General features: G+C 57.7%; 20 protein-coding genes. 11 read left to right on the top strand and 9 right to left on the bottom strand.

Annotation, left to right across the window (positions count from 1 at the left end; genetic code table 11):
* Positions 1-22 precede the first annotated feature (22 nt).
* Positions 23-277: a cbb3-type cytochrome oxidase assembly protein CcoS gene (ccoS, locus tag FO268_RS09165; protein ID WP_150992195.1), complete on the top strand. Its 255-nt coding sequence runs from the start codon at positions 23-25 to the stop codon at positions 275-277.
* Positions 277-975 carry a sulfite exporter TauE/SafE family protein gene (locus FO268_RS09160; RefSeq protein WP_150992194.1) on the top strand — a complete coding sequence of 233 codons (699 nt, stop codon included), beginning with the start codon at positions 277-279 and terminating at the stop codon, positions 973-975. Before ccoS ends, FO268_RS09160 begins: the two co-directional genes overlap by 1 nt.
* Positions 976-990: 15 nt before the next feature.
* Here the strand turns inward: FO268_RS09160 and ttcA are convergent, their stop codons facing one another.
* Positions 991-1,902 (bottom strand): tRNA 2-thiocytidine(32) synthetase TtcA, encoded by a 912-nt coding sequence (gene ttcA, locus FO268_RS09155; RefSeq protein ID WP_150992192.1) that lies wholly within the window; start codon positions 1,900-1,902, stop codon positions 991-993.
* A gap of 79 nt (positions 1,903-1,981) precedes the next feature.
* Here ttcA and FO268_RS09150 point away from each other — a divergent pair, with 79 nt between their 5' ends.
* The 3 genes from FO268_RS09150 to FO268_RS09140 are packed head-to-tail and all read left to right on the top strand — an operon-like array spanning position 1,982 to position 4,366.
* The gene (locus tag FO268_RS09150) at positions 1,982-2,650 is read left to right on the top strand and encodes a TetR/AcrR family transcriptional regulator (protein WP_225316562.1); all 669 of its coding nucleotides are present in this window, start codon (positions 1,982-1,984) and stop codon (positions 2,648-2,650) included.
* An 11-nt stretch (positions 2,651-2,661) separates the two neighbouring features.
* The gene (locus FO268_RS09145) at positions 2,662-3,309 is read left to right on the top strand and encodes a DNA-J related domain-containing protein (RefSeq protein WP_191966930.1); all 648 of its coding nucleotides are present in this window, start codon (positions 2,662-2,664) and stop codon (positions 3,307-3,309) included.
* A 58-nt stretch (positions 3,310-3,367) separates the two neighbouring features.
* Positions 3,368-4,366 (top strand): polysaccharide deacetylase family protein, encoded by a 999-nt coding sequence (locus FO268_RS09140; protein ID WP_404802919.1) that lies wholly within the window; start codon positions 3,368-3,370, stop codon positions 4,364-4,366.
* Between the two features lie 7 nt (positions 4,367-4,373).
* Here the strand turns inward: FO268_RS09140 and FO268_RS09135 are convergent, their stop codons facing one another.
* The 4 genes from FO268_RS09135 to FO268_RS09120 are packed head-to-tail and all read right to left on the bottom strand — an operon-like array spanning position 4,374 to position 8,994.
* Complete coding sequence (locus FO268_RS09135) at positions 4,374-5,426, bottom strand: MalM family protein (RefSeq protein ID WP_150992183.1); 1,053 nt, start codon at positions 5,424-5,426, stop codon at positions 4,374-4,376.
* Between the two features lie 35 nt (positions 5,427-5,461).
* Positions 5,462-7,087 carry an OmpP1/FadL family transporter gene (locus tag FO268_RS09130; protein ID WP_150992181.1) on the bottom strand — a complete coding sequence of 542 codons (1,626 nt, stop codon included), beginning with the start codon at positions 7,085-7,087 and terminating at the stop codon, positions 5,462-5,464.
* Between the two features lie 37 nt (positions 7,088-7,124).
* Complete coding sequence (locus FO268_RS09125; protein WP_150992179.1) at positions 7,125-8,135, bottom strand: transporter; 1,011 nt, start codon at positions 8,133-8,135, stop codon at positions 7,125-7,127.
* A gap of 58 nt (positions 8,136-8,193) precedes the next feature.
* Positions 8,194-8,994 (bottom strand): C39 family peptidase, encoded by an 801-nt coding sequence (locus FO268_RS09120; RefSeq protein ID WP_150992177.1) that lies wholly within the window; start codon positions 8,992-8,994, stop codon positions 8,194-8,196.
* A 252-nt stretch (positions 8,995-9,246) separates the two neighbouring features.
* Between FO268_RS09120 and malT the strand changes: the two genes are divergently transcribed.
* Positions 9,247-12,003, top strand: coding sequence for an HTH-type transcriptional regulator MalT (malT, locus tag FO268_RS09115; RefSeq protein ID WP_150992175.1), 2,757 nt, complete (start codon positions 9,247-9,249; stop codon positions 12,001-12,003).
* 25 nt (positions 12,004-12,028) lie between these two features.
* Here the strand turns inward: malT and FO268_RS09110 are convergent, their stop codons facing one another.
* Together FO268_RS09110 and FO268_RS09105 are read right to left on the bottom strand one after the other, a co-directional pair.
* Positions 12,029-13,492: an SLC13 family permease gene (locus tag FO268_RS09110; protein ID WP_150992173.1), complete on the bottom strand. Its 1,464-nt coding sequence runs from the start codon at positions 13,490-13,492 to the stop codon at positions 12,029-12,031.
* 20 nt (positions 13,493-13,512) lie between these two features.
* Positions 13,513-13,833 carry a TraR/DksA family transcriptional regulator gene (locus tag FO268_RS09105; RefSeq protein WP_150992171.1) on the bottom strand — a complete coding sequence of 107 codons (321 nt, stop codon included), beginning with the start codon at positions 13,831-13,833 and terminating at the stop codon, positions 13,513-13,515.
* A gap of 155 nt (positions 13,834-13,988) precedes the next feature.
* On the opposite strand from FO268_RS09105, the gene FO268_RS09100 reads away from it, so the two are divergent.
* The 5 genes from FO268_RS09100 to malK all read left to right on the top strand — a co-directional run bounded on the left by FO268_RS09100 (position 13,989) and on the right by malK (position 20,182).
* Complete coding sequence (locus tag FO268_RS09100; RefSeq protein ID WP_263645065.1) at positions 13,989-15,614, top strand: diguanylate cyclase domain-containing protein; 1,626 nt, start codon at positions 13,989-13,991, stop codon at positions 15,612-15,614.
* On the top strand, positions 15,577-15,711 hold the full coding sequence (locus FO268_RS23215; RefSeq protein WP_263645064.1) for a diguanylate cyclase domain-containing protein: 135 nt from the start codon (positions 15,577-15,579) through the stop codon (positions 15,709-15,711). The genes FO268_RS09100 and FO268_RS23215 overlap by 38 nt, the downstream gene beginning before the upstream one ends.
* 90 nt (positions 15,712-15,801) lie before the next feature.
* Positions 15,802-17,166: a sodium:solute symporter family transporter gene (locus tag FO268_RS09095; protein WP_150992169.1), complete on the top strand. Its 1,365-nt coding sequence runs from the start codon at positions 15,802-15,804 to the stop codon at positions 17,164-17,166.
* 245 nt (positions 17,167-17,411) lie between these two features.
* Positions 17,412-19,028 (top strand): alpha-glucosidase, encoded by a 1,617-nt coding sequence (locus FO268_RS09090; protein WP_227716379.1) that lies wholly within the window; start codon positions 17,412-17,414, stop codon positions 19,026-19,028.
* Between the two features lie 38 nt (positions 19,029-19,066).
* Positions 19,067-20,182 carry a maltose/maltodextrin ABC transporter ATP-binding protein MalK gene (gene malK, locus FO268_RS09085; protein ID WP_150992166.1) on the top strand — a complete coding sequence of 372 codons (1,116 nt, stop codon included), beginning with the start codon at positions 19,067-19,069 and terminating at the stop codon, positions 20,180-20,182.
* Between the two features lie 406 nt (positions 20,183-20,588).
* Here the strand turns inward: malK and malG are convergent, their stop codons facing one another.
* A complete protein-coding gene (malG, locus tag FO268_RS09080; protein WP_012137814.1) occupies positions 20,589-21,479 on the bottom strand; it encodes a maltose ABC transporter permease MalG in 891 nt (296 codons plus the stop codon).
* A 10-nt stretch (positions 21,480-21,489) separates the two neighbouring features.
* Positions 21,490-22,983, bottom strand: coding sequence for a maltose ABC transporter permease MalF (gene malF, locus FO268_RS09075; RefSeq protein WP_150992164.1), 1,494 nt, complete (start codon positions 22,981-22,983; stop codon positions 21,490-21,492).
* Positions 22,984-23,040: the final 57 nt, after the last annotated feature.

Here is a 23,040-nt window from a genome sequence, read left to right as displayed (position 1 = left end):
CCGCAATGCTTGAGGTAGCGCCGTGAAAATCGTGATGATCCTTGTTCCGGTCATGCTGGTACTCGTAGCCTTGGGCATTGTCCTGTTCTCGTGGGCGGTGAAAAACGGCCAGTATGATGACCTGGATGGCCCAGCCCATCGCATTCTCTACGATGATGACAAGGACAAAATCCCGGACGACGCAAAGCAGCCACAACAGCAAACGGCCTCCCGCGATAAACGCTCCCCGGTGACCAAGGCCGAGGATGACAACCCCGGAGACGACCAGACCTCCTGATGGGCGACGAACTTTACCTGAGTTATTCCAGCGCCTTCCTGATCGGGCTATTGGGCAGCACCCACTGTCTGAGTATGTGTGGCGGCATCAGTGCTTCCCTCTCCATGGCCCTGCCGGTAGGCAAGGGCTTTCGACTTCGCCAGACCTTCATGCTGCTGGCCTTCAACGGCGGGCGCATCGGCAGCTACACCCTTATTGCAGCGCTGCTTGCCTTGCTCAGTACCAGTGCGGCTGGCTACTGGACGCAACTGGGCCCCCTTCTCCGGACCCTGGCAGGCATACTACTGATTCTGATGGGGCTTTCCATGGGGCAGTGGTGGCAGGGCATCCGCTATGTAGAGCGAATAGGCGGCCCGGTCTGGAAACGCCTTTCCCCACTTACAAGTCGCGTACTGCCGGTGCACCACGCTGGGCAGGCTCTGGCTCTCGGGGCACTGTGGGGGTGGCTACCCTGTGGCCTGGTCTACAGCACGCTGGGCTGGGCCGCCTTGCAGCCTACCGTAGGCAGCGCTGCTGCAACCATGATGTTCTTTGGCCTGGGCACCCTGCCCTCAATGCTGGCAACCGGCTACGCCGCCGCGTGGATCAGCAAGCTCCGGGAACAGAGGCGTTTCCGACAGTTAGCCGGGTTACTACTGATCGGCTTTGGGATCTGGACCCTGCCACTCTCCGCAATGATGCATTCCGGGCACGGGTAGTGTTTTCGCCTTCTCTCAGATATTGAGCACATCCAGCCGGCCGAAATCCGGGGCGTCCGGCTCAACCGTTCCCACGCCCTGGCCACCCCCTGAACGCCGGGCCCCCTCACGGAAATCGTAAAGCCCTGTATCGGCAAGGTGGGACGGCTCCACATTGCACAGGGCGCGGAACATGGTTTCCAGACGCCCGGGATGCTGTTTGTCCCAACTCTGGAACATGTCTTTGATCACCTGGCGCTGCAGGTTTTCCTGGGAACCACAGAGGTTACACGGAATGATCGGGAACTCCCGCAGCCTGGCGTAGCGGGCGATGTCCTTCTCACGGCTATACGCCAAAGGCCGGATGACCGTATTACGACCGTCATCACTATGCAGCACCGGCGGCATGGACTTGAGCTTGCCGCCGTAGAACATATTGAGGAACAGGGTTTCCAGCAGATCGTCACGGTGATGGCCCAGAGCAATCTTTGTCACTCTGTGTTCTTCCGCAAAATTATAGAGAATTCCGCGACGTAGGCGGGAACAAAGTCCACAGGTGGTCTTCCCTTCGGGCACTTTTTCCTTAACAATACTGTAAGTGTCCTTCTCGATGATGTGGTACTCAATACCGAGCGCCTCCAGATACTCCGGCAACACTTCCTCCGGGAAACCCGGTTGTTTCTGATCCAGGTTCACGGCAATCAGCTCAAAGCGCACCGGCGCGCTTTTCTGAAGGTTGAGCAGAATATCCAGCATGGCGTAAGAGTCCTTGCCGCCGGAGAGGCAGCACATGACTTTATCGCCGGCTTCGATCATCGAGAAATCAGCAATTGCCTGCCCCATTTCCCGGCGCAGGCGCTTCTGCAGCTTATTGAATTCCAGTTTCTGCCTGCGTGCTGCTTCAGAGTTCAGGGCAGTTTCGGAGTTGGCAGTGATTGCTTCGGACATAGATAACGTCGTTCATAGGGTCAGTGAGCGTCGGATTATACGCGTGCAAATGTTCCAGGGACAGGATACAGACATGGATATGTCAGAGACAAAAAAAGAAGCGTACGGCAAGCGCGAGTTCAACCGCATTCGTAACCGCAAAGCCATACTGGATGCAGCCCGGGAGTGTTTCCGGGAACGCGGTTACGACAACTCCACCATCCGCGATATCGTACGCCGCACCGGCCTGGCAGCAGGCACTTTCTACAATTATTTTTCCAGCAAACAGGACATTTTTGCGGCCCTGTTGACCGACTTTCTCGGCCAGCTCAACCATAATCTTACCGAAAGCCGGCAGACTGCCAGTTCGACAGACGACTTCATCTACTTTGCCTATTTCGCGCTGTTCAAAGCCACCGCCAATGACCCGCTGGTGTACGAACTTGCCCATCGCAACGACCGCGCCATACGGGAACTGTTCGGTTCAGATATTCTAGGGCTCACTATGATTTCACTTGAAGATGACGTGAAAAACGCCATTGATCGTGGCCTGCTGCCTGACGTTGACCAGGAGTATCTGTGCGCAGCCTTTTTCGGGGTTGGCTATGAACTCAGCCTGCGCCTTGCTCACCGGGCGCACAAGCATCCGGCCCAGGCGGAAGCAGAGGCCATAAATGCCACACGATTCGCGACCAATCTGTTTCTTAACGGTTTGAAACTGGACTCCCTCTTCCGTAATAACGCCCCGTCCCCTACCATGACAGGATGAATCAACCTGATATGGCAGCGAACGCCACGCCAACTCCCGATCCAGGCTCCCAGAACGACAAACTGAATTTCCAGATTCAGCACCTGTTGGTTGCCACCGAGCGCATACTGCGGCAGAACCCGGCCGGAATTAATGAGCTCGGGCTCATCAAGACGCTACAGAAGGCGCCTTGGGAGCTGATCGGTACCGTAAACTTTGCGGAGCCGGATAAGCTCTATCCGGTTCACTTTCTGCTGTTCCACGTGCTTTACCGTCTCCGGGATCAACTCGCCACCAACGGGGAGACGCTCACCATTTCACCCCTGGTTATCCGGCTTCAGCAGAGCACCGTTGTGGGCGGCACGGGTGTTCCTGACCAGGCAGACGAGTTACGAAACTTCTACCTGGACCTGTCCAAGTATGAGATGCCCGAAGAATCCATAAACCGGATGATGGATGACTTCTGGGCCGGGCGCAGCGGGTATCGGCCGGAACCCGTGGAGACCCGTGAAGCAGCCGCTACCCTCGGCTTTGACGGCATACCGGCAGGATTTGATGAGGTGAAACATCGGTTCCGCAGAGCCGTGATGCGGGCACACCCGGACCGTGGCGGTGAAACCGAAACCATTCAACACCTGAATCAGGCGTTTTCCGTGCTGAAGGCTCACTTCAGAACCTGACATCCAGATCACAGAGGACGACACAATGGTGAAACGATTGACGACCCGATCCCTTCTGATGGTATCGCTGGCCGGTTTTGCCCTGGCCGCGAAAGCTGATCTCGTGGTGCTTCAGTATCATCATGTCAGTGATTCCACACCTCCCTCCACCAGCACCTCTGTCTCTCTGTTCGAGGGGCAGATGGACATGATTGAGGAGCTGGGCATCGAGGTTGTACCTCTGGAGAGCGGCACCCGCGAGGCACTGGATGGCAAGCTGGATAGCCGGAAGCAGGCAGCCATTACCTTTGACGATGCCTACGAATCGGTCTATTCCAGCGCAGTACCGGAGCTCGATAAGCGAGGTTACCCGTACACCATCTTCGTTAACACCGATGCCATAGGCAGCCATGGCTACATGACGTGGGACCAGCTTGATGAGGTACGTAAAAGAAGCGGCGTGACCATTGCCAACCACAGCGAGGACCACGGCCACCTGGCTAAGCGCCCGGATGAAAGTCAGGACGACTGGGCACAACGCGTGGAAAGCAGCCTGGATATCGCCCAGGAAACCCTGGCAGACAGGCTGGGCATTGATGTTCCGATGTTCGCCTATCCCTACGGCGAATTTGACGAAGCACTGGAGGAAAAGATTTCCGAACGCGGTTGGCTTGGCTATGGCCAACAGTCGGGTGCCATCGGCGCTACCTCCGGGGCCACCCGACTGCCCCGCTTCCCCATGGCGAATGCCTATGGCCAGCTCAACAGTCTGAAGGACAAGCTGCGCAGCAAGGCGCTACCTGTGGATGCCGACGAACTGCCGGATGGCGTTATTGAAAACAACCCGCCGACTCTTGAGTTCACTCTCCAGGACGGCATCAGCCCAGACAGGCTGAGCTGTTTTGCTTCGGGACAGGGCCGTATAGATTTCAAGGCCACTGGCAATAAAGTCATGCTCAAAGCCCCCGAGCGTTTCAACAGCCGTCGCTTCCGCTACAACTGCACCCACCCTGCTCGGGATGGCAGTTTCTACTGGCTATCCCAGCAGTGGCTCGATCTGAGTAAGCCTGAGGACTAGTGCCTGCTCACTCCCCTTCCCGTGAAAGTCCGAGCTCGCCGGTACGGGTGTGGGGAATGGCCTCGGGCCCGTATTTTCCCTCGATGACGGTTTGGCCGGCCAGGTCCTCGTCCCGCGTAAACAGCACTATCCAGCGCTCCCCCCGCCCTGGAAAGACCGGAATATAGGCCTGGAGAAAGCCATGACTGTGCCAGGATTCCGGCACATATTCGGCGACCAGGTCGGTTACCACACGCACAGGCGCAAAAGAGCCATCCAGAAAAGCCACGGAAGGCACAAAGACCCCGTTATTGGCAAACGACCTGAGACGAAGGATGAAATCATTATGAGTTTCCGCCGAGGGCAGCCTTACCAGTCGATAAGGGCTATCGCCGGTGCTGAAAGAATGGACAGGGGCAGTTTCGTCCATATCAATGCCGAATTCCCGGCCCTGCTGCCAGTCCTCTGACTCTGCCCTGTCCATATTCCGGCAGCACTTACGGGACCATTGTGCAAAGAAGGATTCCGCATTGGGCTCCATACCCAGAACCGCCATGGCCTCAGGATCAGCACCCTCTGGCAGGGCGGCCTCCCCCGACACCGCGCCGGCCTGATGAATACTCGCTTCCGTCAGCTCGACCGGCGGTTTTATACGTCCCTTTTCAACGGCGGACCGGGTATCCGGCTGATAATAGCTGACACGGAAATTGCCCTCCGCATCCCGCCACGTGAAATAGGGCTGGGGCTCTCCGGGCCGGATATAACCGTCTTTTTCCAGTTGATTACCGTCCGGGTAGTTTTCCAGATTGAATTCATCGTCATACTTTTGTGACGCTAAGCTCTCGCGACTTTCTGTCCCGTCTGCTCTCTGCGCTTCTTCCTGATCTTTCTGCCCACGCTCTTCGTCAGCTTTCTCGTTATCAGCCGCAGCTTCCGGGATCGGCGTATGCCGCACCTGACCCTGCTCATCGACCCAGGTAAAATACCCCTCGCGGCCTGCTGATGAAGTTGAACCTGAGGACTGGCATCCTGCCATGGCGACAACCAGACAGGTGACAACCAACAAATGGCATTTACGCATGGGGGCTGATCACCCTGTTTGCAGACGTTTTCGCGTCAGAATTTGGTGCGGAAGCTTAGGCCCGCCATCACCACCCGAAGCGAGGTTTTTACATCCAGGCCCGCGTAGGGGTTGTAGATGATGTTGGTTATATTGTCACAGTTCAGGTTACAACTGCCATTGGCCGGAATGGTTTCGATGGACTGCAGGTAACTCAGGTTCATGTCAATTTCAGTGTCCTTGTCCCACTGATAGCCCATCCCGACGCTGTATAGATTGGCCCCGCCAAATGGCGCCATGATACTGCGCTGGTCATCGGGAATGACCGAGTCGCGAATTTCGACTCCCGCGCGGAGATCCAGACGGGATGAGGCATGGAATTCCAGGCCGAAACCCCAGTTCCACTGGTCCGTAAAGCCAAGCGGCAACCGTAAAGTACTCGGCGTGGCATTGTCCGGCGACAGAATTCTCGCGGCATTGAGGAATTCCAGGTTGCGGTCGAACCGGAACACAAAGGCATCCCACTGTTTGTAGTCGGTCCAGCCCACATCCACATTGACGGTCAGCTTGGGATGCACATCCACACTGATACCGGTCTGGAAATGCTGGGGATAGGTCAGGTCCATGGATACATTGCCCGCCTCCCTGGGCGCCCCGGACGGCAGGCTCAGAATGGCCGAAGTGATGGCGCCCAGCACAGACCCGTTCACGCTTTGCCAGAAACCGGACCAGTCGTCGGTATACTCGATCTCGAAAGTACCCTTGAGGTTCATGTCGGCTTCCGAGGTATAGCTTGCGCCCCAGGTAAACCAGTCCGTCGGTTCCCACATCACCCCAAGCGCGTAAGTGGGCGACAGCGTTTCCTGCACATTTATACTGAGTGCACCGATATCATCCCAGGGGCCGACGTTACCGCCGCAAAGTGCCAGCCAGGGCTGCAGAGGCTCGTCCCCGCTTTCACAGTTAAAGGCATCCTGAAGAACTTCAGCAACGCCCAGCAGCATATTCGGGGCGCGCATGTACTGATCAGCGGCAATGCCCATATGGGAGAGGTGGATACCGGCACCAACGGCCCATTCATCATTGATCTTGTATCCGACTGTGGGCGACAGATACGTTGTCCGCTGAAGGGCCGTTGCCTGGGGCATGTAGCGACCCGGATCGTCCTTGTCCCGATAGAATCCGGCAGCCAGAGGCAGATAGAAGGCATTACCGAAGGTGAGCTTCGACCCCGGCGGGTTGATACTGATACCGGCAGATGGCGCCACTGCAGGTCCCGGAGGCGCCCTCAGTATGCCAACCCCCGGCACATAGAGAGCAACGTTATTGGTATGGCTGTGTTTGTTGGCAACGGGATCACGCTGTTTCCCGGTCAGGGGATCTGTCTCAAGGCCATCAATACCGAAAATCTCGTAGCCGTCCGGGGCGTGGAAATCCGCATCGATATCCAGATAGATACTCATCAGGTTCACTTCAAGCTGGCGCCCATCAAGCTTGGTCAGGCCCGCCGGATTGTAGTGAATGGCCATGATGCCGGGTGGATCTGCCGTAACGGCGTTCCCCAATGCCAGGGCCTTGGGGTGAATGGTAAGGTTCTGTGCCAGCTGCGCCTCGACACCACAGGTTACCGAGGCTGCGATGATGGCACCGGCAATCCGTTTTTTGTGGCTGGTTATACCCATGAAATCTTCCCTTCCCGTAAAACGTCAGAGGCTGAACTCACTCTTTGAGACCTGAGAATCTGATGGGCAGGGACACGCCCAGCGAAAAATCCGGTGCGTCTTCGGTCAGGCCGATACCAAGGCTGGTATTAACAATGGTGGTATCACTCACACGGGTGCCGAGCGACATGCTGAGAAAGCCACTCATCTGATCCTGGGCAACCGCCTCGGATCCGTCGCTGAAGGAAAGAATGGTTTCGTCGCTGTAACTCAGTTGCGCCGAAATGCTGAGAGAAATGTCATAGGAAAGCGAGTAGGCGAAACCACCGGAGGCAGAGAGACCAAAGCCCGGTTCGATCTCTTCCAGTACCCGCGCGCCCCTCACCTGCTGCAGGTCGGTTTCCGGAAGGTTGTAGGTTGAGCTGACAGAGCCGAATACCACCACCGGATCCAGCACCTTCGACACGCTCACACCGCCTGCAAGCGAGTAATAGCCGCTACCGGTGGACAGCTGCTCATCGATATCGATTTCATAGGGACTGACCCCGGTTTTGGATGTAAAAGTGCCGAAAACCGTGGTGGACATTTTCCCTGGTACGTAGGAAAAGGGCTGCCAGCGTGCCGTGGCAGAGATATCGCCAAAATCGTAAACGCTGAGTTCATCCTGGGTGTCGTGCTTGACCACCAGCGGAATACGGGTACCGACCGTCAGGTTATCCAGCAGGCCGTAATCGTAGGAGAATGCGTTTGTGAAGCTGTGGGTGGCAGAAGGCACAACATCCAGATTTCGAACGGAGCCGTCAGTAATTGCAAGATCCAGCCGCTGGTCGCCGGTGTAAGAGTAATCGAAGGAGTAGTTGAGCGCGTGAGTGCCCTTTTTCTGCAACGAATAACTGGTCTCTGCCGACTGAAAAACCTCCTCAAGCTGCTTGGCGGAGTCTTCGTCACCCTCCTGTTTTGCAAGCGCCTCCCTGGCCTGGTCTACGTTTCCTTCCTGCGACAGCGCCATGGTTGAGTAAAGGCCAGTCACGGAAACAAGGATAAAACCTCGCACTAACCAACGATTCATCCTGACTCCCTTATTTTACTTGTAATGGTTCCTGTGCAAGAGCTTGGCGCCCTGCACGTTAATTGCGACGGTAGAACAGCTGCTTTCTGGTATTCTCGACACTGCCATCCGGATTGTTCTTCTGACGTTCCAGCATGTTCCGGATGCGGCGTTCGGTGGACTCGTGAAACTCCGGAATCTTCTGCAGCGCAAGCAATGTCATTGTGTCGTCATCCACAAACCGCAGGTCCTCCTCCTTCAGTTCAAGGTAATCCAACGGTTTGTCGCTTCCCGGGAAAACGATAAAAAGAACATTGTCATCCCACTTTTCCTCGAACTGGGCGAGCGTAAAGGAAATGTTGCCCACCGCCGGATCAGCCAGGTATACACGTCCGTCCCGGATGGTTCTGAGAACCACAAAGTGCTTGAAGCCAGCATGCTGGATCGGAACGATGGCTGGATGGTCAAGGTCAATCAGGTCATCAATGGTGGCGCGGAAACCTCCGGAGGGATAACCCAGGGCGGTCACCAGCCGCTTCATATCAAGCATGGAGAAGGCGCGCCGCTGAACAATGCGCTCGCTCTCTCCGTAATGAAGCAGGCCTTCCATCACCTGCCGTTCTCCGAGATTCCTGCCCAGGTAAAAATTCAACACGGTGGTTAACGCTGCACTGCCACAGCTGTAGTCATAGGCCTGCCGCACGATGTTGCGGAACTGCTGCTCTACCAGCGGCTCCACACGTGTGTCGGTTCTGAGCTCTATCGGGCTGGTATCAAAATCCTGTTCAATAACGATGGTGCCCTGCTGATAAGGCTCAACAACGACGGCCTCCTGGGCCATAGTGAACGTGAGGATGGATCCGGCGAGTACCAGCAGCATGGTCAGACGAAGTTCCTGTTATTATTAGACATGACGTTTCCTGAGTTACATCTTGTTACGGTAAGATACCGAAATCGTTACTCCCTTAAAGATAACTGTGCCTCAAATCTGCCGCTGCAGAAGGGGCCCACTCTGCCGGTTTTGAGAACTGGTTCATGCCCGTCAAGACACACCCGGGATAAGTTGACGCCGAAGTTGAAAGCCGGTATCACATCCCATGCCACTGTCTGACACCAATTACTGAAGATCCTGATGACAACAACACTGAAGCCGGGACAACTGACGTTCATTGCCGCCAAAAACCAGAGCCCCCAGCCCCCGCCTGCCTTGCTACAACGGGAAAAATTCAACGACCTTCTCCATGGCCTGGAGCCAATCAGCCTGCTGTTGGTTCACGCCCCGGCAGGGTATGGCAAGACCACCACCGTTGCTGACCGGCTCGGGGCGCTAGAGGCAAACACTGCCTGGTACCGGTTGGAGATCGGAGACAATGAGCCCGCAAGATTCGCAGGCTATCTGGGTAACGCGCTGGAGGTGGCGGTGCCCGGTAACTGCACTACCACACTCAAAAAGCTGCAGGACAAGGGTTACGATAACCTTGAGAGTTTCCTCACCGACCTGCTGGCGGAGCTGCCGCTGGACGGGGACCCGCTGTATCTGGTGTTCGACGACTATCATCTGATCGACAATCCGGACATCCACGATGCGTTACGATTTCTCCTCCGGCACCAGCCGGCCCGGCTGACGCTGGTGCTGATTACCCGCACCATTCCTCCCATCGGTGTTGCCCAGCTCCGCATGCAGGGCCGGATGTCTGAGATCACCTCCCGGGAGCTGGCGTTTGGCGCCGATGAGGCCCAGCACTATTTCGACAGCCGTCTACCGTTCGAGATTTCCCGTGAGAGTATTGAGAGAGCAGTAAGGCGGGTTGAGGGCTGGGTGTCAGCGCTTCAACTTCTGTCCGCATCGGCGATGACGAGTCTTGAATTCAACGATTTCGTCGACCAACTGGAGTTCGGTAATCAGCATATCTTTGATTATTTTGATGAACTTGTTGGCCACGGCCTGATCGAGCAGCAACGCAAGTTCCTGTTGCGCACCAGCATACTGGACCGCTTCAATGCGAGGATGGTCATGCGTGTGATGGACGACAGCGACGGCCAGGCATTGCTAAGCAGCCTGCTTGCCATGGGGCTGTTTATCACGCCGGTGGACAATTCTGCCTTGTGGTTCCGCTACCACCCGCTGTTCTCCGTGTACCTGCGGCATTTGCTGAGTTGCACAACCCAGGAAAACAGGCAGCGACTGCACCAACGTGCCTGTGATGCCTGGCTGGAACTGGACCACGCGGAGGAAGCAGCACGACACGCCCGAGAGGCCGGTGACCCTGAACGGATTACCCGGGTCTTGACCATTCACGGGCGCAAGTTTTTCACTGAAGGCCAGTTCATCCTGCTGCAGCGGTGCCTCGATGCCCTTCCCCAGGATGTCATTGCCCAGGATCCTACGCTGACCCTGCTCCGGGCCTGGGTGGCCCAGGGCCAGTATCAGTTTGATGATGTCGAGAACTGGCTGTCTGCCGCCGAATCCAGGCTGGCAGCCTCGATGACTGAAGACACCCAACGGGCCGTATACGGCGAATTCAGCGCCATCCGGGCCCAGGTCGCCATGAACTATGGTGATGGTGAGCGGGCACTGGCTCTGGCCCGGGAAGCGATAGACCAGGAGGCTCGCTACCTGCCCACCTCCCGGGTGGCCGCCGCCTCCGTGATCGGCGAAGCCCTTTTCGTTCAGGGCGAACTCGAAGAAGCCCTCGCACGCATGCAGGAAACCGAGCACCTCGCCCGGGCCCATCAGGCCCACCAGAATGTCATCTGGGCCTTGTGCCAGCAGTCTGAAATCAGTGTGGCTATGGGGCTCCTGCAAAAGGCCTACAACATCCAGGAGCGTGGCTTTCAGTATGCTGAGGAGAACAATCTCAACCACCTTCCGATTCTGGAGTTCCTGTTCCGTATCCGCAGCCAGATCATGTGGGAATGGCATCACCTGGAGAACGCTGAGCGCTGTGCCCTCCAGGGGATTGAAATTCTGGAGGCTCAAGGCGAACGCTGGTATGTGCAGAGCTATACATCACTGGCGAAGGTAGCCCACGCCCGTGGCCGCCAGAGCCTTTGCGCTGACTATATTGCCAAGATCCAGAAGATGCTTGCGTCCGGTGACTATCATCTTGATTGGGTCGCCAATGCCCACGCCACCATGCTGGCCTACTGGGATGCCGTGCGGGATCACGACGCTATCCAGCGCTGGCTGACGATTGCACCGCCCGTTGATCCGGCCACTGCAACCAACCATTTCAACCAGTGTAACGGACGCAACCGTGCCCGGGCCTATATGAGCCTTGGCCTCTACACCAAGGCGCAACCGCTGCTAACAGGGTTGCAGGCCGTGGCTGAACAGGTCGGGCTGAAAACCGATCTGAACCGCAATCATATTGCACTGGCGCTGCTGTACTGGAATACCGAGGATCGGGAGAATGCCCTCAGGCACATGGTGACAGCGCTACAGCTGGCCAGTACCACCGGCGCGGTGGGCAGCTTCCTGCGTATGGGCAAGGTGCTGATTGTCATTCTGAAAGCACTCATCAACGATGACGCCATCGACGGCATGGAGCTGCAGCGGGCGGAACGACTGATCCAGCTGGCGCAGCAGCAGCGGGACTTCAGCCGGGCGATTCGCATCTCGCTGGACGAAGCCATCATTCAGGACATCATTGATCGTCCGGATGTTCCCGAACTGATCCGGACGTCGCCGCTGACCCGCAGGGAGTGGCAGATACTGAGCCTGATCCACGCCGGCCTTTCCAATGACCAGATTGCCGAGCACCTTAAGGTGGCCTCAACCACGGTCAAGACCCATATCCGCAGCCTTTACCAGAAGCAGAATATCAGCCACCGGTCCGAGGCCATCGAACTGGCCAAGGACCTGCTGAGCAAGATTCAGGGAGAATGAAACCGGGGTCGTACCACTGCCCCGGTCAGATGGTAAATACCAGCCCAAGCAGCAGGTAGCTGAGCGCAGTCACCACAACAATTCCGAGAAGGTTAAGGGCAAAACCTGCGCTGATCATATCCTGGATCTTCATGTGGCCGCTGGAGAAAACGATGGCGTTGGGCGGCGTCGCCACCGGCATCATGAACGCGCAACTGGCGGCAATAGCGGCCGGCACGGTCAGCAGCAGGACCGACATTTCCTGGGACATCGCCAGCGCCCCAAGCAACGGCAAGAAGGCGGCCGCTGTGGCGGTATTGCTGGTGACCTCTGTGAGGAAAATAATAACCGCCACTACCAGGGCCACCATCACCAGCACCGGCAGGTGGCCAGCCACCGACAGGCTTTCGGCGATCCATTCTGCAAGGCCCGAGCTACTGATCACTCCCGCCATGGCAAGTCCACCGCCGAACAACAGCAATACGCCCCAGGGAATCCCCTGGGCGGTTTCCCAGTCGAGCAGGAATTCCCGCTCTTTGAGGTTAACCGGGACCAGGAACATGGCGATGGCGGCAGCTATGGCAATGCCGGTATCACTGAGCCACGGCATAAACCCATCGGACAACAGCGGCCGGAAGATCCAGGCCGCCGCCGTCACTACGAACACCAGCGCTACCAGTTTTTCACCTTTCTGCAACGCACCCAGGGCTTTTAACTCGTCCTGTATCATGTCACCACTGCCGGCCTGACTACCCAGCCCAAAATCCCTGCGGGTCAGCCACCACCAGGTCAGTGACAGCATCACCAACGACACGGGAATACCCAGCAGCATCCACTGGGCAAAGCCAACCGAAATACCCTGGTTTTCACTCAGGTAGGCTGCCAGCAAGGCATTGGGCGGGGTGCCGATCAGGGTGGCGATCCCACCGATGCTGGCAGAATAGGCAATCGCCAGAAGCAACGCCGTGGCGTAACGCCTTACGCCTTCCGGGTTGGAAGAGTCCATCATTGCAATCACTGACAGGCCAATCGGCAACATCATGATCGATGTCGCCGTGTTGCTGACCCACATGCTCAGAAAGGCAGTGGCAATCATGAAGCCGGCAATCTGGCGTCGCGGCCTGTCGCCCACACCGCGCAGTGTCAGCAAGGCTATACGCCGGTGCAGATTCCAACGCTGCATCGCCAGGCCCAGCGTAAAACCGCCAAGAAACAGGAAGATGATGGGATTGGCATAGGGTGTGGTCGCGTCTTTGATGTCCCCCAGTCCCAGTGCAGGTATCAGCACAATCGGAATCAGTGCCGTTGCCGGAATGGGGATGGCTTCCGTTGACCACCAGGTCGCCATCAGCAGCATCAGCCCCAGCGCTGCCCAGGCCTCTGCCCCCATCCCTTCCGGGGCCGGGATAATCAGAGTAATGAACAGGAACAGGGGCCCAAGAATCAACCCGATCACCCTGCTCTTCGGCAGGCCGTCGGGTGAGGTATCAGAACGGGCAGCGGCAGACATCAGGCCTCCTTGCTAACAGGTCAATCTTCTGCGCATTTCACGCATACCGTAGTGTAGGGTAGTACCTGCAACCGCCGCGGGTCTATCTCCTCCCCGCAGCGCTCACACTCGTCGCCCAGGCCATTGGACAGCCGTTCCAGAGCGCGCTCTATCTGGGCCAGCTCATTGCGGGTTTCTGTCTCCAGCGAATCGACCACTTCATCATTCTGGGTCTGCACTGCCTGTTCTTCGGAGTCCTTCTCCAGGGCACCATCCTGCCGGTGCTGATGGGCCTCATACTTTGCCAGTCGCGCTTTCAGGTCAGCGCGAAGGGTTTCCAGTTCCGATTTGCGATTGCTCATTTGGACCTCCTGTGCCGGGATTTTCCCCGAATAAATTCCACCTACAGTAAAGCATAGGACTGACAGGCCTTTGACGCTTGTCAAAATTGCCTGACCTGATCCAGTCCAGAATAATGTCAGACAACTTCACGAAAAATGATACCTGAGGAGACTCAATGGGGCCGCAATTTCCCATTTCCCGCATCATGCATAGCGGCATGCTGCTCCAGTGCGCACCGGATACAACCATTGCGCAGGCTGCAGCACGCATGGCGGATCAGGCGGTAAGCTCCATTCTGGTCGTTGAAGGTGGTCGGGTTGCCGGAATCTGGACCGAACATGATGCATTGGCAGTGGACTTTTCAGACTCTGCCGTCCTGCAGCAACCCGTGGCATCAGTAATGAGCGCGCCGGTTGCCACTCTGCCGCATTCCATGGAAATAGGAGCGGCAGCCGTTGAGTTTCGCGAACAGAACCGCCGGCATTTTCTTGTAGTAGATGATGAGGACTGCCCGATTGGCATCCTCTCCCAGACCGATATGGCCCTGAACCAGGGTCTTGAGCCTTATCTGCGGCTAAGGGAAGTCAAAGCAGTCATCCCGGGCCCTGCGGTTGTCGTGGACGGGACAACGCCCGTCTCGGCCGTGGCCCGCCAGATGCACAGCCAACATACCGATGCCGTGGTGGTGAAATGCGACGAGGGGCTGGGAATACTCACCGAGCGCGATATTGTCCGTTTTATCGCCCGTCACGTAGGCAACAGTCCCGCATCACAGCTTGCCACACAACCCCTGCTTTCCGTGCACGAAACCGAGCCATTGATTAATGCCAGGGATTTGCTGCTGGAAAAGCACATCCGGCATCTTGCGGTCACGGGCGGCAATGGCGATGTCATAGGGCTGATTGGCTACCATGACATGCTGGCCGGTGCGGAGCGGATGTATCTGGACGACTTGCGCACTGCCCTGGAACAACGGGATCAGGCACTGGCAAGGTCCCGCAGGACATTACAGCTGGCGGAGCGGGTTATTGAGTCGTCGTTTGAGGGCATTATGGTTACGGACGCCAATGTCACCATCGAGTTCGTCAATCCCGCCTTTACCCATCTCACCGGCTATTCACCCGAGGAGGTCATCGGGAAGACGCCGGAAATCCTGTCATCCGGCCGCCACGATGCAGACTTCTACCAACGGATGTGGCACTCGCTCACAACTCACGGCTACTGGCGCGGCGAAATCTGGAACCGTCGCAAAACCGGCGAACTCTACCTGGAACTGCTGACCATCACGGCGATTACTGACGATGATGGCGAGACCACCCATTACGCCGGGCTTTTCACCGATATTACCCAGCACCGCAGGGATGAGGAACAGATCCGACAGCTGGCGTACTACGATGCACTTACAGGTGTGCCCAACGGGCGTCTGCTTGAAGACCGGCTGGAACATGCCATCCGTCACGCGCACCGCAAGGAGATGCTGTTGGCCGTCATGTTCATGGACCTGGACCATTTCAAGCAGGTCAACGATACCCTGGGCCATGCTACCGGTGACGAACTGCTTCTGCAGTTCACTCACCGGGTTCAGAGCTGCCTGCGGGAAGACGATACTCTCGCCAGGCTGGGCGGTGACGAATTCATTATCCTGTTGCCGGAGATGAACCATATCGACGACGTGCACTGTGTCGCCCGCCGGCTCCTGGGAATTGCCAGCCAGCCTTATCGCGTGGGGGGGCGAAGAGGTAATCGTCGGTGCCAGCATCGGGGTGAGTCTCTATCCGGAGGATGGCACTACCGCCAATGAGCTGATGCAGGCCGCCGACATTGCCATGTATCGCGCCAAACGGGAGGGCCGCAATCTGTATTGCCTCTTCCACCCGGAACCCGCCGTAACCGCCTGACGACGTTGCCAGTTCCCCAGCCCCGTTTGTCGCAGCACCGCCCCGAATGTGTCAGTATTCCCGGCTTCACGACCGGCGGAGAACACCACCATGTTTTATACCACCGTAGCTGCCCTCGCAGCTGCCCTTATTCTTTTCACCTGGCTGGGAATGCGGGCGCGCCTGGCTGATGGTGGCCTGGACGACTACGTGACTGCCCGCAATAGCCAGGGTGCCCGGGCTCTGGGATTGTCTTTCCTGGCTTCCGGCATGGGTGGCTGGATACTGTTTGCGCCCCCGGAAGTCGGGGCGCTGGTGGGGCCCATTGCCCTCGGCGGTTACGCCCTGGGGGCGGCGCTGCCCTTTATCGTCTTTGCTTTCTGTGGCCCGGCCATTCGACGCTACCTGCCCCAGGGCCGCAGTATCGGTGAATTTGCCCAGGCCTGCTATGGCAACGCTGTCCGCCGCTACGTGTCATTGATCTCCGTGCTCTACATGCTGTGTTTCGTCACCGCGGAATTGACCGCCATCGGCGCCATCACCTCGATGCTTTCCGGCGTCAATGGCAATCTGGCCGTGTTGGGTGTTGCCATTGCCACCCTGATCTACACCGCCTGGGGTGGCCTGCGCGCGAGTATTGTCACCGACCAGTGGCAGGCCTTTCTGCTGATTGGTCTGCTGGCCATTGTCGGCTTTGTGGCCATGGATCGGCTGCCTGAACTGACCACATCGAACGCACCATCGGCGCCCGTTGGCAGTGCTCTGAGCGTCGCCCTGACCCTGGTGATTGCCGTTACGGCCGCCAACCTGTTTCACCAGGGTTACTGGCAGCGCCTGTGGTCGGCCCGGGACACCTCAGCATTGCGCCAGGGTGCCCTGTTTGGTGGCGTGATCACCATCGCCGTGGTTGCAGTGGTGGGTGCTCTGGGTATTGCCGCCGCCATGAGTGGCGTGGATCTCGGCTCCCCGCCCATCCCCTTCTTCGCCCTGCTTTCCAGCGCGCCGGCGTGGCTGACGATTCCCGCACTGGTACTGGCCCTGACCCTGGTCGCTTCCTCAGTGGATACCCTGCAGAATGCCCTGGCATCTCTGGCGGTCACCGAAAAACAGGGGCTCTCCATTACCTCGGCACGCTGGATTACCGTCATCCTGATGATTCCGGTGGTGATTGTTTCATTGCAGGGTGTGTCAGTACTCAGGCTGTTCCTGATCGCCGACCTGCTCTGCGCCACGGCGGTCATACCGGTGCTGATGGGCCTCTGGAAAAGAATGACTACCACGGCAGCTGTACTCGGTGGCCTGGCCGGCCTGCTGGGGGCGATCATCCCCGGCTGGGTTGCCGGTGGCAGCCTGATGGCCGGTTTGGAAGTTGCGAGCTTTCCGGGGGGCATTCCAACGCTGATGCCGTTTGTGGGCGCCCTGGCAGGATCTACCCTTGTCAGCCTGGTGCTGGCTTTGGCTGCCGGCAAACGATAACCACCCGTTTTTTGATGGTAACCCTGCCTCTTTCTTCACGGGCAGGGTTACCGTCCCCCAACTCTGGCCTGACGTTCATCTCCTCCCCTCTACGCCCCCCTCATCCCCCGGGCTACGCCAACAAAAAGTCCGGCAGGAGGATGAACGGCCCGTGGCTTGATCGCACTATGCATGAACGCGATTACCACGGAAATCTTCCGTTCCCGACAAAAACAATCTTTCACCGCCAGGGTGTTAAGCGAGGCATGATGATCAAAAACCCGGACTGGTGGCGTGGCGCCGTCATTTACCAAGTTTATCCACGCAGCTTCTACGATTCCAACGGCGATGGTATCGGTGATTTGCCCGGGGTTACCGCAAAGCTGGATTACATCGCCAGCCTGAACGTAGATGCAATCTGGCTATCGCCGTTCTTTACCTCACCCATGAAAGATTTTGGCTACGACGTTTCAGACTATCGCGACGTAGACCCGATATTCGGCACCATTGAAGATTTCGATGATCTGATTGCCGAGGCTCACAAGCGCAACCTGAAGATCATGATCGACCAGGTTCTGAGCCACTCGTCGGACCAGCACCGCTGGTTTGTTGAAAGCCGCGCCAGCCGCGACAACCCCAAATCAGACTGGTATGTCTGGGCAGATCCAGGAAAAGACGGCACGCCACCCAATAACTGGCTTTCAGTCTTTGGTGGGTCTGCCTGGGCCTGGGACAGCCGGCGCAAGCAGTACTACCTGCATAACTTCCTCGCCAGCCAGCCCGACCTGAACTTCCACAACCCCGACGTAGTGGATCAGGTATTGTCGGACGTCAAGTTCTGGCTGGACCGGGGTGTGGACGGCTTCCGCCTGGACGCCATCAATTTCTGCTTCCATGATCCGAAGCTGCGAAACAACCCCCCCAGCGACGCGGTTGCCGAAGGGTCCATTGGAGTGCGCAAGGAAAATCCCTACGCCTACCAGTTCCACAAGTACGACAAGACCCGCCCCGAAAACCTGGCCTTCCTCCGGCGCCTGCGGGCCCTACTGGACCAGTATCCGGGAACCACTACCGTTGGGGAAATCGGAGACGATAATTCACTCGATACCATGGCGGAATACACCGGTGGCGGCGACAAGCTCCACATGGCCTATTCGTTCGACCTGCTGACCGAACAACGTGGCGCCGACTTTTTCCGGAAAACCGTCGACTCCATCGAAAAGAAACTCACCGACGGCTGGCCATGTTGGGCGATTGGCAACCACGACGTCGCCCGCGTGGCCAGCCGCTGGGAAGCTGGTTCAGCGCAGCAACTGAAAGCCTATATGGCCATGCTGCTGACGCTGCGCGGCAGTGTCTGTATCTACCAGGGGGAGGAGCTCGGCCTGACCGAGGCAGAGCTGGAATACCACGACCTGGTTGATCCCTATGGCATCAATTTCTGGCCGGAATACAAGGGCCGGGACGGCTGCCGGACCCCGATGGTCTGGCACCACCGGGAAACCCACGGCGGTTTCTCCGATGCACGCCCGTGGCTGCCGGTTTATGATGAACACTACAATGCCGCAGTGGCGGTCCAGCATGACGAAGATAATTCCATCCTGCAGGCGTATCGCACTTTCCTGGGATGGCGTGCGCAGCAGCCGATTCTACTCAAGGGTGACATCGAATTTCAGAAAAGCCCGAAAGAAACCCTGGTGTACACCCGCAGCTATCAGGGTGAGACCTTGCTGGTGGCCCTGAATCTGACCGACAAAGCAGTTCGGGTAACCGCTCCAGCTCCCGGCCAGACACTCGCAGATACCCCTGATTTTGTCGGGGGGACCTGGAGCGGCCGGCAACTTGATCTTCAGCCATGGGGTGTCGAGATTGCCTCACTCTGACCCCCTGCTTCCATAGACCAAACAAGAAGACACACGTTATGGCCAGCGTCACACTACGAAACATCTGCAAGAGTTATGACGAGACCCAGGTAACCCGCAACGTGAACCTGGATATCGAAGACGGCGAGTTTGTGGTCTTTGTCGGCCCCTCCGGCTGCGGCAAATCCACCCTGCTGCGCATGATCGCAGGACTGGAGGACATCACTTCCGGAGACCTTTACATCGGCAACGACAAGGTCAACAACCTGCCCCCGAAAGAACGGGAGGTGGGCATGGTGTTCCAGTCCTACGCCCTGTACCCCCACATGAACGTGGCGGAGAACATGGCCTTCGGCCTCAAGCTGGCCAAGACCAACAAAGCCGAGATTGACCGCCGCGTAAACGATGCCGCCAGGCTGCTCCAGCTGGACAACCTGCTGGAACGGAAACCCAAGGACCTGTCCGGTGGGCAGCGCCAGCGCGTTGCGATTGGCCGCACCATCGTGCGGGAACCGACCGTATTTCTGTTCGACGAGCCCCTGTCCAACCTGGACGCCTCCCTGCGGGTGCAGATGCGCATCGAGATTTCACGACTGCACAAACGCCTGGACGCCACCATGGTGTACGTCACTCACGATCAGGTGGAAGCCATGACCATGGCCGACAAGATCGTCGCCCTGGACAACGGCACCATCGCCCAGGTAGGCAAGCCCATGGAGCTCTACCACTACCCTGCCACCCGGTTTGTGGCCGGGTTTATCGGTTCGCCGAAAATGAACTTCGTTGACTGCACTGTTGGGAAAGCCGACACCCAGTCCGTTACCGTGACCCTGCCCGGCAACCATTCCCTGGAAATCCCCGTCAATGGTCACGAACTGACTGCTGGTGAAACCGTGAGCCTGGGTGTTCGCCCCGAGCACCTCACCACCGGCGACGAAGCCGACATGTACATGGACGGCGAAGTCACAGTGGTTGAGCGGCTGGGCTACCAGACACTCGTGCACATGGACGTTAACGGCGTGGACGGTGTTATCACCATGCGCACAGACGGCGGCGACCCGATCCAGGAGGGCGCCAAAGTAACTCTGGGATTCAACGCCATCAAATGCCACCTGTTCCGCGAAGATGGCAACGCCTGCCCCCGCCTGTACCGTGAACCCTGCATCGACTTCTGATCTGCTCTGAAGGTTTTCAGGGGTCGGTTCCGTCACGTACCGGCCCCTTTTTTTGCCTCTCTCCTTTTGTCTTTCTCCCTGACCGCTGAGCAGGCTGGGGGTTATTCCTGAAACACGCTGTGAATACATCCCTGTACGCTCGGCTCCGCCATCCATGGCTCCGCACGGTTTCAGGAATAACCCCCAGCCTGCTCAGCTACCTCGGTGGCAGCCGAAAGTAAACCGAGTGCGTTCACAGCGTGTTTCGGGAGAGCCTCCGCCACTGTTCAGCAGTCAGGTAACTGCAAATAGCCTTCAGGTAGCAGCAAAGGAAAGCAAAAAAGCCCGGTCAGCAGGGGGGTATTAGCCTGACCGGGTCGCGAAGTGCAAAAAGGAAGACGCAATGCTCGCGGAAGGGGTGGTGGCATCAACCCTTGACGCCACCGGCAGTAAGCCCGCCAACAATCCATTTCTGGCAGTAAAGGAAGATCAACGTAATGGGTAGCCCCGAGAGCACTGCTGCGGCGGCAAAATCGCCCCACAGGTAGTTCTGCTCATAGAGGTACTGTTGCGCGCCCACCGCCAGAGTCAGCTTGTCGGTATCCACCAGCAGCACGGACGCCATCGGGTACTCCATGATGGTCATGATGAAGGCAAGGATGAACACCACCACCAGGATCGGCACGGACAGCGGCAGCAGAATGTAGCGGAACGCCTGCCATGTTGTTGCTCCATCCACGATCGCCGCCTCCTCCAGGGAACGGTCTATGGAGTCGAAGTACCCCTTGATGGTCCAGATATGCAGCGCCATGCCACCGAGGGATGCAACGATCACCGCGCCGTGGGTGTTCAGCCCCAGCCAGCTGACGTGATTGCCGATCTTGTCGAACAGGGCGTACAGCGCCACCAGGGACAACACCGGCGGGAACATCTGGAAGATCAGCATGGACTTGAGCACAAAGCCTTTGCCCGCAAATCGCATGCGGGCGAATGCATAGGCGCTGGTGGTGGACAGCGCCAGGATCAGTACGGCGGACACCACCGCAATCTTGATGGAGTTCCACAGCCACAGCAGTACCGGGAACGGCGGCTGGGTAACAGTGCCATCCTCACCAGTGTAGGGAATGCCAAGCGCCAGGTACCAGTGCTCAAGCGAGGGGTTCTCCGGCAGCAGGCTGCCGGAGGCGAAGTTACCACTGCGGAAGGAGATGGAGATCACCATCAGCAATGGAAAGAGAATGATCACGATGAACCCCAGCATCCCCAGATGGGATGCCAGAACGCGATACTTGGTGGAGCGGGGTTGAACCATCGCCATGGGTAGCTCCTTATACTTTGACTTTGGACAGTTTGAGGTTGATCAGCGAAAGTGCGCCAACCACCAGGAAGATGGCTGTGGCAATCGCTGCCGCCAGGCCAAAGTTCTGTCCGGAATCCTGGAACGCAATTCGGTAGGTGTAACTTACCAGCAGGTCTGTGGTGCCTGCGGGCGTGCTGGCACCGATAATGTCGGGTGCACCACCGGTCAACAGGGCGATCAGGACGAAGTTGTTGAAATTGAAGGCAAAGCTTGCAATCAACAGCGGCATCAGCGGCTTGATGATCAGTGGCAGGGTGACGTTGAACAGGTTGTTCACCGGCCCTGCCCCGTCCATGGCGGATGCTTCGTACAGATCCCGCGGAATCGCCTGCAGCAGGCCCATGGTAAGCAGCATCATGTACGGGTAGCCAAGCCAGGTATTGACGATCAGGATCATTGTCCGGGCCAGTGCCGGATCGCTGAACCAGTCCGGCCGCATCCCGAACAGGCCCTCCAGAACCAGGTTGATCTCACCGAAGTTCTGGTTGAACAGGCCCTTGAACACCAATATCGAGATAAAGGCAGGTACTGCATAGGGCAGGATCAGCATGGTGCGGTAGAAGCCCTTGCCACGGATCTGGTCCCATTGAAGCAGGTTTGCCAGTAACAGCCCCAGCGCCAGGGTGAACACCACCGTCGCTACCGCAAAGGACAGGGTCCACACGAAGATTTCAAAAAACGGCCCACGAATGCTGGGGTCGGACACCACCTTCAGGTAGTTGTCCCATCCGATGTTGACCGTCCACCCCGGTGACAGTGTCTGACCATCCGCGCTTCGGTAGAAACCGGTGTCGTGATCCGGGAAGTAGGTGGTATCAGTCTGGTTGTCAGTGATGCTGCCGTTATCGTGCAGCATAAACTGGTCTCTGATCGCCGCGAACGCCCGCAAACTGGCCATGCTCAGTTCCCGGCCATCCTCAGTCAGCAACTCCAGTTGCGACAGCTCCGACCTGAGCTGGATAATGTCCCGGATAGCCAGTGGTTCTCCTGCTGGCTTCTCTGAGGCAGGCAATACCGGTGCGCTGGAGTCCGCCCCATCCAGAACCAGCGGTGCTGATACCAGGTCCTGATGGTCCCCTTCCAGATAGAGCACGTAGCCGGCGCCGGTTTCGTAAAGCTCGTAGCTGTAACGAACCGAATCAGACTGATAGGTCCGGTCCAGCAGGTTTTCCTGCACCCGCTCAAAGCTCAGCAGATTACTGGCACTGTAGTTGGTAAAGCCAATACCCACCGTGTACATCAGCGGGAAGATAACGAACAGGCCCATCCCCGCTACAGCGGGGAAAATATAGCGATGGGCGTAGAGTTTTTTGTTAACGAAGACAAATACCGCTGATGCCGTCAGCACCAGGAAAAGCATCGCAAACACAAACTCCTGCTGGGCATACAGCGCCAGTATCAGGTAGAGCGCCATTCCTACTAACGCGGCGAGGGCGCCCCACTTAAGAATCTTTCGGGTCATTGGAAGTCTGCTTTCTGTTCCGGGGGAGGACAGTGTTTCCGTTATCATTGTAGTCAG

The sequence above is a fragment of the Marinobacter denitrificans genome, assembly GCF_008795955.1.
GTDB classification, from domain to species: domain Bacteria; phylum Pseudomonadota; class Gammaproteobacteria; order Pseudomonadales; family Oleiphilaceae; genus Marinobacter; species Marinobacter denitrificans.
Note: the sequence above shows the minus strand (reverse complement) of the source record. Positions and strands in the feature narration are given on the sequence as shown.